Origin of the sequence: Streptomyces sp. NPDC046727 (assembly GCF_040645635.1) — a bacterium.
Classification (GTDB): domain Bacteria; phylum Actinomycetota; class Actinomycetes; order Streptomycetales; family Streptomycetaceae; genus Streptomyces.
This window is the reverse complement of record NZ_JBEYYR010000006.1, coordinates 62,472-75,446: the sequence shown is the minus strand read 5'-3', so window position 1 is coordinate 75,446 and position 12,975 is coordinate 62,472. Positions and strand designations below refer to the sequence as shown.

Annotated in this window: 13 protein-coding genes and 1 other RNA gene; 5 read left to right on the top strand and 9 right to left on the bottom strand. The window is 71.1% G+C overall.

Features of this window, described 5'->3' with window-relative positions:
• Positions 1-184: 184 nt before the first annotated feature.
• The 3 genes from ABZ937_RS09240 to ABZ937_RS09230 all read left to right on the top strand — a co-directional run bounded on the left by ABZ937_RS09240 (position 185) and on the right by ABZ937_RS09230 (position 1,388).
• Complete coding sequence (locus ABZ937_RS09240; protein WP_361687931.1) at positions 185-409, top strand: DUF397 domain-containing protein; 225 nt, start codon at positions 185-187, stop codon at positions 407-409.
• A 77-nt stretch (positions 410-486) separates the two neighbouring features.
• Positions 487-978, top strand: coding sequence for a hypothetical protein (locus ABZ937_RS09235; protein WP_361687928.1), 492 nt, complete (start codon positions 487-489; stop codon positions 976-978).
• A gap of 74 nt (positions 979-1,052) precedes the next feature.
• A complete protein-coding gene (locus ABZ937_RS09230; RefSeq protein WP_361687925.1) occupies positions 1,053-1,388 on the top strand; it encodes a hypothetical protein in 336 nt (111 codons plus the stop codon).
• 10 nt (positions 1,389-1,398) lie between these two features.
• Here the strand turns inward: ABZ937_RS09230 and ABZ937_RS09225 are convergent, their stop codons facing one another.
• The 3 genes from ABZ937_RS09225 to ABZ937_RS09215 form a co-directional block, all read right to left on the bottom strand.
• A complete protein-coding gene (locus ABZ937_RS09225) occupies positions 1,399-3,525 on the bottom strand; it encodes a glycosyltransferase (protein ID WP_361687922.1) in 2,127 nt (708 codons plus the stop codon).
• A gap of 19 nt (positions 3,526-3,544) precedes the next feature.
• Positions 3,545-4,570 (bottom strand): hypothetical protein, encoded by a 1,026-nt coding sequence (locus ABZ937_RS09220; protein ID WP_361687919.1) that lies wholly within the window; start codon positions 4,568-4,570, stop codon positions 3,545-3,547.
• 441 nt (positions 4,571-5,011) lie between these two features.
• Positions 5,012-6,004: a LysR family transcriptional regulator gene (locus ABZ937_RS09215; RefSeq protein WP_361687916.1), complete on the bottom strand. Its 993-nt coding sequence runs from the start codon at positions 6,002-6,004 to the stop codon at positions 5,012-5,014.
• Positions 6,005-6,087: 83 nt separating this feature from the next.
• Between ABZ937_RS09215 and ABZ937_RS09210 the strand changes: the two genes are divergently transcribed.
• Positions 6,088-7,350 carry an MFS transporter gene (locus tag ABZ937_RS09210; protein ID WP_361687913.1) on the top strand — a complete coding sequence of 421 codons (1,263 nt, stop codon included), beginning with the start codon at positions 6,088-6,090 and terminating at the stop codon, positions 7,348-7,350.
• Positions 7,351-7,412: 62 nt separating this feature from the next.
• Here the strand turns inward: ABZ937_RS09210 and ssrA are convergent.
• The 5 genes from ssrA to ftsE form a co-directional block, all read right to left on the bottom strand.
• Positions 7,413-7,781, bottom strand: a transfer-messenger RNA (tmRNA) gene (gene ssrA, locus ABZ937_RS09205).
• Between the two features lie 101 nt (positions 7,782-7,882).
• Positions 7,883-8,362: an SsrA-binding protein SmpB gene (gene smpB / locus ABZ937_RS09200; RefSeq protein WP_361687910.1), complete on the bottom strand. Its 480-nt coding sequence runs from the start codon at positions 8,360-8,362 to the stop codon at positions 7,883-7,885.
• Between the two features lie 56 nt (positions 8,363-8,418).
• On the bottom strand, positions 8,419-9,588 hold the full coding sequence (locus ABZ937_RS09195; protein ID WP_361687907.1) for a S41 family peptidase: 1,170 nt from the start codon (positions 9,586-9,588) through the stop codon (positions 8,419-8,421).
• Positions 9,589-9,656: 68 nt separating this feature from the next.
• The gene (gene ftsX, locus ABZ937_RS09190; RefSeq protein WP_361687904.1) at positions 9,657-10,574 is read right to left on the bottom strand and encodes a permease-like cell division protein FtsX; all 918 of its coding nucleotides are present in this window, start codon (positions 10,572-10,574) and stop codon (positions 9,657-9,659) included.
• Between the two features lie 36 nt (positions 10,575-10,610).
• Entirely contained in the window at positions 10,611-11,300 is a 690-nt protein-coding gene (ftsE, locus tag ABZ937_RS09185; RefSeq protein WP_031159396.1) for a cell division ATP-binding protein FtsE, read from the bottom strand.
• A gap of 246 nt (positions 11,301-11,546) precedes the next feature.
• Between ftsE and ABZ937_RS09180 the strand changes: the two genes are divergently transcribed.
• Positions 11,547-11,747 (top strand): hypothetical protein, encoded by a 201-nt coding sequence (locus tag ABZ937_RS09180; protein WP_361687900.1) that lies wholly within the window; start codon positions 11,547-11,549, stop codon positions 11,745-11,747.
• Between the two features lie 103 nt (positions 11,748-11,850).
• On the opposite strand, the gene ABZ937_RS09175 is transcribed toward ABZ937_RS09180, so the two are convergent.
• Entirely contained in the window at positions 11,851-12,804 is a 954-nt protein-coding gene (locus ABZ937_RS09175) for a hypothetical protein (protein WP_361687897.1), read from the bottom strand.
• Positions 12,805-12,975 lie beyond the last annotated feature (171 nt).

Here is a 12,975-nt window from a genome sequence, read left to right as displayed (position 1 = left end):
GCTCGCTGACGACGATCTCCCGCCTCTGGCCACGGCAGCGTGGCCGCCCTGCGAGTGCCCGCGATGCACCGGGGCCGGTAAGCGCCCGTCCGGCTGAGGCGCACTCCATTCCCTTGTACTCCCGCCCGACACGGGCGGCGGCGGTCAGCCATGGCCGCGATCAGTTGAGCAGGAAGGTGCAGTGATGCAGAACGGAACTGACCTGTACGCGCTCGACATCAGCGGGGCCTCGTTCGTGAAGGCGTGCGGCGGCCCTTGCACCGAGGGGTGCGTGACCCTGGCCCCGATCGGTGACGGCGTCTGGGCGCTGGGCGACAGCAAGCGGCCGAGCGCGGAGCCGTTGCGATTCACCACGGAAGAGCTGGACGCGGCCGGCATCGACCCGGCGCGCTTCGGCCTGAACATCTGATCCTCCCGCCAGCCGGGCCGGGCCCGAGCCCCTCCCCGGCCCGCGCCCGGCTGGCACCTCTCGAAACGGAACGACAGGTGCACCACCACGGCTACCTATGGACCGGGCCGAAAGCGCGCTTCGACCAGGAGGCTCTGCGGCGGCCCCCGCACCCCCACCCGCCTCCGGCCCCGGTGTCCGATGGTGACGTACACGCGGCACAGCTGCTCAAGCGCTACCGGGAAGTGGTGGCCGAGTTCCCCACCTGCGATCTGCCGCCGATCCAGACGGCGTACTGGCTGATCAAGCCGCGCTCGTTGGTCCGGGGCACGTGGCACGAGGCCAAGGAAGCGGCCGTCTGGCTCGGCGAGCGACTCGCCGAGTACGCGCACCGGTTCGCCTCGGACCGGGAACGGGACGCCGACCGACTCGCCGCCCTGGTCGACTCGGCCGCCGAACAGCTGCGTTCCGGACGGGACGTATCCGTCGGAGCCTACCTGGAGAGCCCCGCCTACCTGTCCTTGGCCGTCGTGACCTGTTCGCCGAACCACTCGATGCCCGAACTCCCCTGCCCCGCACGCGCCGGGTGAACCCATACGGACAAGCCTCTGGAACTCCTCAAGTGATTTGGAGACTGCCTGGCGGGACAACCACCATGATCTGCATGAAGGGATTCGCGGGACTCAACAAGCGGCACGACGTCGTGCTGGTCATCCGGGACGCGGACGTCGTCGCCGCGGCGTTGCGGCAGGCGTTGGAGGGGGCCTCGGACGAGGAGCGGCCGGGGCTGGAGCGTGCGGTCGCGGTCGTCGCCTCCGCCGCCGGTGCGAGCGAAGGCCGGCTTCGGGCCGACTGGGTCCGGGCGCGGCTGGCCGACGTCGGATTCACCGGGGACCTCGCCTCGGTCGCCGCCGTGAAGGCGCTGCGTCAGGCGGAGCCGAGCCTGAGCCTGCTGGCGGCGGTCCAGCTGCAGAAGGAAGCGGTGGCCCACCCGGAGTAGGCCCCGCGGATCACGCCCCCGCCTCCGCCGGCGGCGCCGCCACCACGCCGGTACGGCGGAGCTTCTGCCAGCGCAGCCGGCCGCCGGTGAGGGCGGTGATCCAGGACTGGAGCAGGACGACGTACATGAGCTGGCGGTAGAGGAGCTGCTGGAGCGGGAGGGAGAGCAGGGGGGTGAGGGGTTCGCGGTCGAGGCGGAAGGCGTAGGCCGCGCACGTCGCCTGCACGGCGAGGACGGCGAACCAGGCCGCGATCGTCTTCCCGGTCGGGCCGAAGACCAGGCCGTAGACCAGGAACAGGTCGATCAGGGGGGCCAGGAGGGGGGCCACCACCGTGAAGAGCGAGACCAGGGGCAGGCCGACGCGGCCGAAGCGCCCCGACGGGCCCCGCTCGAACAGTGCCCGGCGGTGCTTCCAGATGGCCTGCATGGTGCCGTACGACCAGCGGTAGCGCTGGGACCACAGCTGCTGCACCGACTCGGGCGCCTCCGTCCAGGCGCGGGCCTTCTCGGCGTACACCACCCGCCAGCCGTCGCGGTGGAGGGCCATGGTGACGTCGGTGTCCTCGGCGAGCGTGTCGTCGCTCATGCCGCCGACGCGTTCCAGGGCGGACTTCCTGAACGCCCCGACCGCGCCGGGGATGGTCGGCATGCACCGCAGGATGTCGTACATCCGGCGGTCGAGGTTGAAGCCCATCACGTACTCGATGTGCTGCCACGCGCCGATGAGCCGGTTCTTGTTGCCGACCTTGGCGTTGCCGGCGACGGCGCCGACGCGGGGGTCGGCGAAGGGCTGGACGAGTTCGCGGACGGTGGCGGGTTCGAAGACGGTGTCGCCGTCCATCATCACGATCAGGTCGTGCCGGGCGTTCGCCAGGCCCCGGTTGAGAGCGGCCGGCTTGCCCGCGTTGGCCTGGCGGATCACCCGGACGTCGGGCAGGGCCAGCGCTTCGACGATCTCCGCGGTGCCGTCCGCCGAGCCGTCGTCGACGACCAGCACTTCGACGGGGTGGTCGCTGCGGGTCAGCGAACGGACCGTGTTCTCGATGCACTTGGCCTCGTTGTACGCCGGGACCAGCACCGACACCGGCTCGGTGACCGGCTCTTCGCCCCAGCGGAAGTCGCGGCGCCGGGTGCGGCGGGCGTGCGTGCTGGACAGCAGCAGCATCAGGCCGAACCGGGCGAGGACCAGGATGCCGACCGCGGCGAGACCGACGACGAGCACGTCGGTGATGTTGTCGGCGGCCTTCACCAGGAAGGTCCAGGCCTTCCCCTTCCACAGGTCGAGGCCCGTGACCGGGGTGTCCGCGCTCGGCGCCCGCAGCGCGCCGGTGAGGGTCTGGAAGGTGTAGCCCCGGTGCTGGAGCCGGGGCACGAGCGTGTCGAGCGCCTGGACGGTCTGGTGCCGGTCGCCGCCCGAGTCGTGCATGAGGACGACCGCGCCCCGGCCCCCGTGGGGCGTGGCGTTGCGGATGATCCGCTCGACGCCCGGCCGCCGCCAGTCCTCGCTGTCGGTGTCGTCCACGACGGTGAGATAGCCGCGGCTGCCGATGTACCGGGTGACGGGCCAGGACCTGTTGTCGATGGCGTTCGCGGAGGAGGAGTACGGCGGCCGGAACAGCGAGCTGCGGATACCGGCCGCTCCGGCGAGGGCCAGCTGGTTCTGGGACAGCTCCCAGTCGATGCGCTTCGTGGAGTGGTACGACAGGTCGGGGTGGCCGAAGGTGTGCAGGCCGACCTCATGCCCCTCGGCGACCATGCGCCGGACCAGCTCCGGGTGGCGGGAGGCCATGGTGCCGGTGACGAAGAAGACCGCGTGCGCGTGGTGCTTCCTCAGTACGTCGAGCACCTTCGGGGTCCAGGTCGGGTCGGGGCCGTCGTCGAAGGTGAGGACGATGCGGTGGTCCGGTATGCGCAGGCTGGTGCTGCGGCCGTGACGGGTGTCGATGACCGGCCCGCCGTCCAGGATCCGCCGCGGCACCTCGTCGTTCGCCGCCGCGGGCCGGACCCGGTGGTCCGCGAGGATCTCGTTGTGCACGTAGCCGCGCAGCATGAGCATCGCCAGGGTCGCGCACAGGACCAGGAGGGGGAGCAGGTAGCGCAGCGGCAGCCGCGTACGGCTGCGGGGTCGTGAGGCCATCTGAGGGTGTTCCGCCTGGTCAGAGTGAGATCTTGGGGTGCGGGTGCCGGGTGCGGCCGGGCGGGGTGTGGGTACGGCCCGTCGGGGACGGCGTGGGGGCGGGAGCGGTGGCGGTGCCGGAGTCGGACGGCGCCGGGGACACGTCGGTGGACGGGGCCGACGGGGTCGGGGAGCCGGAGGTGCCGTCCTCGGCGCCGGGCGCGGTGGAGGTGCCGGCCCCCGGCTGGGCCGACGAAGAGTCCTCGGCGTCGGTGGGCGTCGCGCTGCCCGGTACGCCGGTTCCGGTCGCCGCGGCGCCCACGGCCGGGCCGGTCACCGCGGTACCGGTCCCCGGCGGGGGCGGGGTCGTGGAGACGCTGGGCAGCGGCGAGGTCTCCACCTTGCCGGCCGGCTTCTCCTCGTGCTGGCCCGGCACCGGCAGCCAGGGCGCGGCGGAATTGCCGGACAGCAGGGTGGCGACGATGACGGCGGCGTAGCTCGCACAGGCGACGGCCACGGCCACACCGAGACGACGGAAACGGCGGCTACGACGCCCCGACTCATCCACGAAGACCGGGCCGTCGGAGCCACGGGGGTTGGGTACGGGGGCGAGCGCGTCGTCCGCTGCCGCGTCACCGCTCACAGGGACGAGCCGAACGTCGCCCAGCTGGACTGTGACGTCGTGCGGGGCGGAGGGGCGGGAGGAGTCGCTGGAATCGGCGCAGGCGGAGGAGTCAGTGGAGTCTGTGGAGTCGGTGGTCTCGGTCGGCTCCGCGGATTCAGCGGGCTCGGCGGACTCGGCGGACTCGGCGGACTCGGCGGACTCGGCGGACTCGGCAGACTCGGCAGACTCCAACGGCTCGGCAGACTCGACAGTCTCCGCAAGCTCGGCGGACTCAGCGGAGTCGAAGGGCTCGCCGGGCTCGGCAGACTCCAACGGCTCAGCGGACTCGACAGCCTCCGCAAGCTCAGCGGACTCACGGGACTCGACCGGCTCGCCGGACTCCATCGGCTCGGCAGGCTCGACAAGCCCGGCGGACTCATCGACCGGCTCGGTCGACTCCATCGGCTCAGCAGCCTCCGCGCCACCCTCGCCGGCATCCCCAGACTCAGCAGACTCGGCGCCGGACTCACCGGCCCCAGCCTCCGCGGACTCGACCAGCTCGCCAGGCTCGACCGACTCCACCGGCTCAGCGGACTCGACAGCCTCCGCAAGCTCAGCGGGCTCAGCGGACTCGACTGGCTCGACGGGTTCCGCAGCCCCCGCTTCCCTGTCCGAATCCGTCCGCTCCCCGCCCCTGGTCCCAGCCAGACTCCGCCCCACGGACGCCACTTCACACCCTCCTGGTTGGGCGTCTTTCCGCCACCTTTTCATGCACGCAGATCCCCCCACGGGACAGTTCCGAGCGCGCTCACGATCCCGGACACCGTCGAACGGATCGGGCCCCACACCCTGTGTCCGGGCCATGAATGTAGCGCACGCGAAGGAGTGCCGTTCGTCGCGTCGTCACCCGTGGACGGGCGGCATGCCCCCGCTCATCACCTCTTCGTCGGTGGCCGGAATCCAGCTATCGGCAGGCCTTCGCAGCCACCCCTCAATCCGCGCGATCTCGGCCACCGCCTTCCGGAGTGCGGCCAGTCCGGGATGAACCAGCCCTTTCCGCCAGACCAGGGAGACGGGCGACAGCGGCACGGGATCGACGAGGGGACGCCGTACCGTGCCGGGCATGGGCGGGAAGTCCACGACGGCCAGCACCGGGTTCCCGGTCTTCGCCATGATGCGGCCGAACTCCTCGTCCCCGACGACCAGCGGAAAGGGCGGCGCCAACCGGATGCCCCGGCCCTCGAAGAGCCGCAGGGCCAGGTCGGTCCACTCCGGGGTGCGCGGGTTGCCGGCGCCCGCGTACACCGTCTCTCCCGCCAGCGCGGCCACCGGTACCGCCGCCGGCCCGGCCAGCGGGTGGCCCTCGGGCAGGACGACGGCCATCGGCTCGTACCGCACCGGCTGCTGTGCCAGGCCGGAGCGGAGCGCCGGGTCGAGGCCGGCGAACCGGCCGAAGGAGACGTCCAGGCGGCCGGCCAGCAGCTCGGCGGCGGCTCCGGTGAGGCCGCTCTCGTAGCGGGCCATCAGCTCGTGGGCGGGGGCGAGTTCGCGGGCCCGGTGCAGCACCCGGCGGCCGGTGACCAGGCCCTCGGTGTTGAGGTCGACCAGCAGGGGGCGGGCCTGGGCGGCCGAGAACGCGGCGAGCAGGTCGTCCTGGGCGGCGAGGACGCGGCGCGCGTGCGGCAGCAGGCGTTCGCCGTCCGGGGTCAGCGTGACCTGCCGGGTGGTCCGTACGAACAGCTCGGCGCCCAGCTCCCGTTCCAGTCGCCGTACGTCCCGGCTGAGCGCCTGCTGGGCGACGTACAGGCGGGCCGCGGCCCGGGTGAAGTGCAGTTCCTCGGCGACGGCGACGAAGGCGCGCAGCAGGCGGGGGTCTATGTGAGCGGGAGCGGGCATGGCGCGAACTTACAACGTGAGTGCGTGAATCGGCGCAGGGAAGGTGTTGGACCCGGTGATCCACTGCGGGCGACCCTGGATCCATGCCGCAACAGACCGCCCAGGACACGCGACAGTCCACCCAGGAGGATCGAATAGAGAGCGAAGCACGGCGATTCACCGGATATCGCCGCCTCTTCAGCCTTCCCGGCGCCCGCGCCTTCACCGTCGGCAATCTGCTCGCCCGGCTCCCCATCGGCATGTTCAGTGTGAGCGCGGTCGTGATGATCGCCGGTTCCCGTGGGTCGTACGCCCTCGCCGGTGCCGTCACCGCGACCGGGCTGGCGGCGACCGCGCTGGCCGGGCCCTGGCTCGCCCGGCTGGTCGACCGGCACGGGCAGGCCCGGGTCGCGCTGCCGGCCACGGTGGTCGCCGTGCTCGGCAGCCTCGCCCTGCTGCTGTGCGTCCGCTACGACGCCCCCGACTGGACCCTGTTCGCCGCCTACGCCGGCACCGCGGCCACCCCCAACATCGGCGGCCTGTCCCGCGCCCGCTGGGCCCATCTGCTGCGCGACGAACCCGACGCGCAGCACACCGCGAACGCGTTCGAGCAGGCGGCGGACGAGCTGTGCTTCATGCTCGGGCCGGTCCTCGCGTCCTTCCTGACCGGCACCTTCTTCCCGGAGGCGGGGACACTCGTCGGGGCGGTGCTGCTGCTCGCCGGCATGGCGCTGTTCACCGCCCAGCGGGCCACCGAGCCGCCGCCACAGGCCCGTTCGAAGGGCCGGTCACCGCTGCGCAGTCCGGGCATCCCGGCCCTGCTGGCCTGCTTCACGGCCACCGGTGCGGTGTTCGGCTCGATGGAGGTGGTCACGATCGCGTACGCCGACGCCCAGGGCCACCGCGCGGCGGCCGGGGTGGTCCTCGCGCTGCAGGCGGCGGGGTCGTGCGCGGCGGGACTGGCGTACGGCGCCCTGAAACCGACCGGGCTGCGGCTGGTCCGCTGTCTGGCGGGGATGGCCGTGCTGATGACGCTGCCCTGGCTGGCGGCGGGGCTCACCGGGTCGCTCGTCGCTCTCGCCGGTGCGCTGCTGGTGGCGGGCATGGCGACCGCTCCGACGATGGTCACGGCGATGACGCTGGTGCAGCGGCGCACCCCGGCCGACCGGCTGAACGAGGGCATGAGCCTGATGGTGACCGGGCTGCTCACGGGGATCGCGTGCGGCTCGGCTACGGGCGGCTGGGCGACGGAACACCTCACGCCGACCGTGGCGTACGCCGTACCGGTGACCAGCGCGGTCCTCGCCCTGGGGGTGGCCACGCTCGCCCGCGTCGGCGCGGTGCGCCCCGCGGTGCCGGCCGCATGACAACGGCCCCGCCGCTAGAAGCGACGGGGCCGTTGCCCACATGGGGTGCCCCCGGAGGGGTGTGGTGGAGATGGCGGGAATCGAACCCGCGTCCAACGGTGCGGAACCAGGGCTTCTCCGTGTGCAGTTCGCTGTGCTTTTCTCAGCCCCGGCGATCACGCGAACAAGTCGCCGACGGGCTCAGTCACTGTTTGATTTCCCTCTTCACCCCGTGACCGGGATCAAGGTTTAGTTCCCTAGCTGATGCCAGGATCCGGGTCGGGAACAGCCCCGGGCTGACACTTCGCAAGTCGCTACTTAGGCAGCGAGGGCGAAGGAATCGCGCTTGGTGTTGGCGATTATTGTTTTCGGCCTGTGGTTTACGAGATCATGGCCGCTTCCTCGACACGCTTCCCCTGCTTCGACATCCGCTGTCGAAACCGATCATCCCCATGTTGATTTCTCAAGGTTCACACCGGGCGCTCGCGTCCGGTGCTGTTGCCATCGTACGGGAACAACGCAGGCCCGTGCCAGCGTATTCCCCCCGGCCGGCCTAGCCGCGCTGCCGTCGGCGTGCCGACGCCATCGCCCGGTCCGCCTCCCGCCGGTCCTGCTTCTCGCGCAGGGTCTGGCGCTTGTCGTACTCCTTCTTGCCCTTCGCCAGCGCGATCTCGACCTTGGCGCGGCCGTCCTTGAAGTACAGGGCGAGGGGCACGATCGTGTGACCCGTCTCCTGGGACTTGGCCTCCAGCTTGTCGATCTCCACGCGGTGCAGCAGCAGCTTCCGCTTGCGGCGGGCGCTGTGGTTGGTCCACGTGCCCTGGCTGTACTCGGGGACGTGCACGTTGTGCAGCCACGCCTCGTGACCGTCCAGTTGCACAAAGCCGTCGACCAGCGACGCTCGCCCCTGGCGCAGTGACTTCACCTCGGTGCCCATGAGGACCAGACCGGCCTCGTAGGTGTCGAGGATGTGGTAGTCGTGCCGCGCCTTCTTGTTCTGCGCGATCAGCTTGCGCCCTTTTTCCTTAGCCATAGTGCCGACCATTTTCGCACCAAGGAGGGGGTGCGAGTACAGCCGATTTCGTGTGGCTACGACGGGTCGCCGAGACCGGTGAGGACGGTCTCGGCCCGCTGCAGGGCCCCGGTCCCCGCCTCCAGGTCGGGCGTGATGCCCCGGCCGTCGACGGCGCGGCCGGAGGGGGTGCGGTAGTGGCCCACGGTCAGCTCGGCCACCGACCCGTCGGGCAGGGTCGTCGGCATCTGGATGGAGCCCTTGCCGAAGGTGCGGGAGCCGATCACCACCGCGCGGCCCCGGTCCTGGAGGGCGCCGGTGAGCAGCTCGGCCGCGCTCATCGTGCCGCCGTCGACGAGGACGACCAGGGGGCGGGTGGTGTCGCCGCCGGGGTCGGCGTGCAGGGCGCGCTGGGCGCCGTCGACGTCATAGGTGGCGACCAGGCCGCCGTCCAGGAAGGCGGAGGCGGTGTCCACCGCCTCGGTGACCAGTCCGCCGGAGTTGCCCCGCAGATCGAGGACGGTCCGCCCGTCGGCCGGGGCGACGCGCAGGGCCTCGCGGACCGCGTCGGCGGAACCCTTGGTGAACGCGGCGATCTTGAGGACGGTGACCCCGTCGGGCAGCCGGCGCACGGTCACGGAGTCGGTGGACAGCCGGACCCGGTGCAGGGTCTTCGTCCACGCGCGCGTGCCGCGCTCCAGGCCGAGGGTGACCGTCGTACCGGCCGGGGCGCCCTCGGCGTCGCCGCGGAGTAAGGAGACCACGTCGGTGACCGGGCGCCCCACGACCTTGCTGCCGTCGACGCTGCGCAGCCGGTCGCCGGCCCGGATCCCGGCGTCGGCGGCGGGCGAGCCGGGCCGCACCCTCGTGACCGCGATCCCGCCGTCCGCCTCCTGCCGCGCCCACAGGCCGACGCCGGTGTACCGGCCGTCGAGCGCGGCCCGGAACTCCTCGTACTCGCCCTCGGAGTAGACCGCGGCCCAGCGGTCCCCGCTGCGGCTGACGGCCCGCTCGGCCGCCTCCATCGGGGACTTGCCGTCCGCCATCGCCTCGGCGGCGGCCTTCTCGACGGCCTCGTGCCGGGTGGCCGGGTCCATCGGTCCGGCGGCGGCCTTCCGCGCGAGCCCGCCGGGTTCGGGAAAGGAGCCGGTGGCGGCGCCGGCGACGAGCACTCCGGCGAAGACCAAGGTCAGGGCGGCCCCGTGGCGGATGCGGCGGGGCTGACAGAACAGGTCGCGGCCTGACATGGCCGTGAGTCTAGGGGAACGCGAAGGGGCCGCACGGCCTGAACTCCGTACGGCCCCCTTGGCATGCGTCACACCTTCAGGTACTTGCGCAACGCGAAGAAGGCGGCGAGCGAGGGCATGAGCACGCTGGTGGCGAGGATCAGCGGCAGCTTGGTCAACACCGCGTCCCAGCCGACGAAGTTGATGAGCGTCAGCTTGTGGGAGAGGTCCATGCCGTGGTCGATGGTGAAGTACCGGCCGACCACCAGGCCCACGCAGGCGAGGCCGCCGCCGATGAGTCCGGCGACCGCGGCCTCGGCGATGAACGGCGCCTGGATGTAGAAGCCCGAGGCACCGACCAGGCGCATGATGCCGGTCTCGCGCCTACGGCTGAACGCCGAGACACGCACGGTGTTGACGATCAGCAGGAGGGCGACGATCAGCATCATCGCCATCACGCCGAGCGCGCCCCGGTTCATCAGGTTCAGCAGCTGGAAGAGGTTGTCCAGGATGCCCTTCTGGTCCTGCACCGACTGCACGCCGTCCCGCCCGTTGAACGCGGTCGCGATCACCTGGTACTTCTGCGGGTCCTTGAGCTTGATCCGGTACGACTCCTGCATCTGGTCCGGCGTCAGCGAGCCGGCCAGCGGGGAGTTGCCGAACTGCTCCTTGTAGTGCTTGTACGCGTCGTCCTGCGACTCGTACGTCACCTTCTCGACGACCGGCATCTTCTTCAGGTCCACGAGGATCTGCTTCTTCTGGTCCTCGGTGACCGCGCCCTTGGCGCAGTGGACGTCGTTCTCCGCGTCGTGCTTGTTGCACAGGAAGATCGAGACGTTGACCTTGTCGTACCAGTAGCCCTTCATGGTGCTCACCTGGTCGCTCATCAGCAGCGAGCCGCCGAACAGGGCCAGGGACAGGGCGACGGAGACGATGACGGCGAAGGTCATCGTCAGGTTGCGGCGGAGACCGACACCGATCTCCGACAGGACGAACTGGGCGCGCATGGCGGGTTCTTCAGGCCTTTCGGGAGCTGGGTGCGGTCAGTGCTGGTAGCCGTAGACGCCGCGGGCCTGGTCGCGGACGAGGCGGCCCTTCTCCAGCTCGATGACGCGCTTGCGCATCTGGTCCACGATGTTCTGGTCGTGCGTCGCCATGATCACGGTGGTGCCCGTCCGGTTGATGCGGTCGAGCAGCTTCATGATGCCGACGGAGGTCTGCGGGTCGAGGTTGCCGGTCGGCTCGTCCGCGATCAGCAGCTTGGGCCGGTTGACGAAGGCGCGCGCGATGGCCACGCGCTGCTGCTCGCCACCGGACAGCTCGCCCGGCATCCGGTCCTCCTTGCCGCCGAGCCCGACGAGGTCGAGCACCTGCGGCACGGACTTGCGGATCTCGCCGCGGGACTTGCCGATGACCTCCTGCGCGAAGGCCACGTTCTCGGCCACCGTCTTGTTAGGCAGCAGCCGGAAGTCCTGGAAGACCGTCCCCAGCTGGCGGCGCATCTGCGGCACCTTCCAGTTGGAGAGGCGCGCGAGGTCCTTGCCCAGGACGTGCACCTGGCCGTGGCTGCACCGCTCCTCGCGGAGGACGAGCCGCAGGAAGGTGGACTTTCCGGAGCCGGAGGACCCCACGAGGAAGACGAACTCGCCCTTCTCCACCTCCAGGGAGACATCCCTGAGTGCGGGGCGGGTCTGCTTGGGGTAGACCTTGGAGACGTTGTCGAATCGGATCACGGATGCACCACGGGTCGCCGGGGGTAGATGAGCGTGACCATACGCGAACCGGGTGTGCAAGTGCAGTCGCAGGTTGAGGTTGGGCAAGACTTGTACGTTTTTGTACTGGCCCCTGTCCGTGCCTCCTCCACCGAGGCCCCGCGCACGCTCCGCGGGAACCTGGCACAGTGGAGGGGGAACGCAGGGGAACGTTCTCGTTCCCGCGAACGTTGTACGTGTGATGGCCGGTGCAAGGAGGGCGAGCGCATGACGTACGACCGGTTGGTGTGCGCGAACTGCGCGGCGCCCGTGAGCGAGGGCCGGTGCCCGGTGTGCCGTGCCAACCGCGCGCGACTGCAGCAGGAGGGCTTCTTCGGGGGCCTGAACGGGCTGAACCCGATGGCGCTGATCGCGCTGCTGGCGGTGCTGATCGCCGCGGTGGCGCTGCTGGCGCACCAGACCGCGTAGAAACGCGTAGAAAGCCCGCGGAAGCGTCGTAAGGGCCCGGAGCGCCAAGCTCCGGGCCCTTACGCATGTACTGCGGGTGCGGTGTGTGCGCGCGTGGCTACGCTCAGGCCGCGGCGCCGCCCCGGCCGCTGACCAGGCGCGGCAGGATACGGAAGCCGATGCCGCCGGCGATCATCGTCGCGGCGCCGACGAGCAGGAACGCGGTCTGACCGGCACCGGTCTCGGCGAGCTGCTTGTCGCCGCCCTGGGCCGAGGTGTCGGAGCCGGTGTCGGTCAGCTGCGAGGAACCCTCGTCCTGGGGGACGTTGTTGTTGCCGCCGTCGGGGGTGGTGTGGTTGCCGCCGGTGCTGCCGGAGCCACCCGTGGTGGAGGTGGAACCACCGTCGCCGGAGCCGCCGGAGGTGCCGCTGTTGCCACCGTTGCCGTTGCCGCCGGAGTTGCCGTTGCCGCCGGAGTTCCCGTTGCCACCGTCGGAGTTGCCGCCGGAGTTGCCGTTACCGCCGTCGGAGTTACCACCGTCGGTGCCGTTACCGCCGTCGGAGTTACCGCCGTCGGTGCCGTTGCCACCGTCGGTGCCGTTGCCACCGTCGGAGTTACCGCCATCGGTGCCGTTGCCACCGTCGGTGCCGTTGCCACCGTCGGTGCCGTTGCCACCGTCGGTGCCGTTGCCACCGTCGGAGTTACCGCCGTCGGTGCCGCTGTCGCCACCGATGGCACCGCCGATGGTGACGTCGCCGCCGGTCGAGGCGTCGCCACCCGTGGCGGCGTCACCGCCGGTGGACGCGTCACCGCCCGTGGCGGCGTCGCCACCGCTGGCAGCCGCGCCGCCCGAACCGTCCGTGCCACCGTCGGTGCAGATGCCGATCGGGCAGTCGCCACCGCCACCGTCGGTGTTGCCGCCGTCGGCGCCGACTCCGCTCACACCGAGGCTGATCGGGCCCGCCTGGACATCGAGGTCCAGGGCGGAAGCCGCGCCGGCCGCGGTCAGCGACGCACCGGCCGCGATCACGGCGCCGGCGGCTATCCGCGCGACCCGGATCCGCGTCTTCTTCGTCATATGGTTGCTACCCCCAGTAGCTGTTCGTCAATGAGGCGTCGCGTGGGGCGTGCCGTGATCGACGGAGGCAGCTGGTGACGAAGTCCACGTCAACTCGATCCCCCGGTTCACATGCGCCCCTCAAGTACGCATGCCGCGCCTCACCCTTCCCATTTTTCAAAGCAACGTCAA

Bases quoted from the DNA above. Each gene is read 5' to 3' on its own strand.
- ABZ937_RS09240 (WP_361687931.1), top strand. From the start codon at position 185: ATGCAGAACGGAACTGACCTGTACGCGCTCGACATCAGCGGGGCCTCG.
- ABZ937_RS09230 (WP_361687925.1), top strand. From the start codon at position 1,053: ATGAAGGGATTCGCGGGACTCAACAAGCGGCACGACGTCGTGCTGGTC.
- ABZ937_RS09225 (WP_361687922.1), bottom strand. From the start codon at position 3,525: ATGGCCTCACGACCCCGCAGCCGTACGCGGCTGCCGCTGCGCTACCTG.
- ABZ937_RS09220 (WP_361687919.1), bottom strand. From the start codon at position 4,570: ATGGAGTCGACCGAGCCGGTCGATGAGTCCGCCGGGCTTGTCGAGCCT.
- ABZ937_RS09215 (WP_361687916.1), bottom strand. From the start codon at position 6,004: ATGCCCGCTCCCGCTCACATAGACCCCCGCCTGCTGCGCGCCTTCGTC.
- ABZ937_RS09210 (WP_361687913.1), top strand. From the start codon at position 6,088: ATGCCGCAACAGACCGCCCAGGACACGCGACAGTCCACCCAGGAGGAT.
- smpB (WP_361687910.1), bottom strand. From the start codon at position 8,362: ATGGCTAAGGAAAAAGGGCGCAAGCTGATCGCGCAGAACAAGAAGGCG.
- ABZ937_RS09195 (WP_361687907.1), bottom strand. From the start codon at position 9,588: ATGTCAGGCCGCGACCTGTTCTGTCAGCCCCGCCGCATCCGCCACGGG.
- ftsX (WP_361687904.1), bottom strand. From the start codon at position 10,574: ATGCGCGCCCAGTTCGTCCTGTCGGAGATCGGTGTCGGTCTCCGCCGC.
- ABZ937_RS09180 (WP_361687900.1), top strand. From the start codon at position 11,547: ATGACGTACGACCGGTTGGTGTGCGCGAACTGCGCGGCGCCCGTGAGC.
- ABZ937_RS09175 (WP_361687897.1), bottom strand. From the start codon at position 12,804: ATGACGAAGAAGACGCGGATCCGGGTCGCGCGGATAGCCGCCGGCGCC.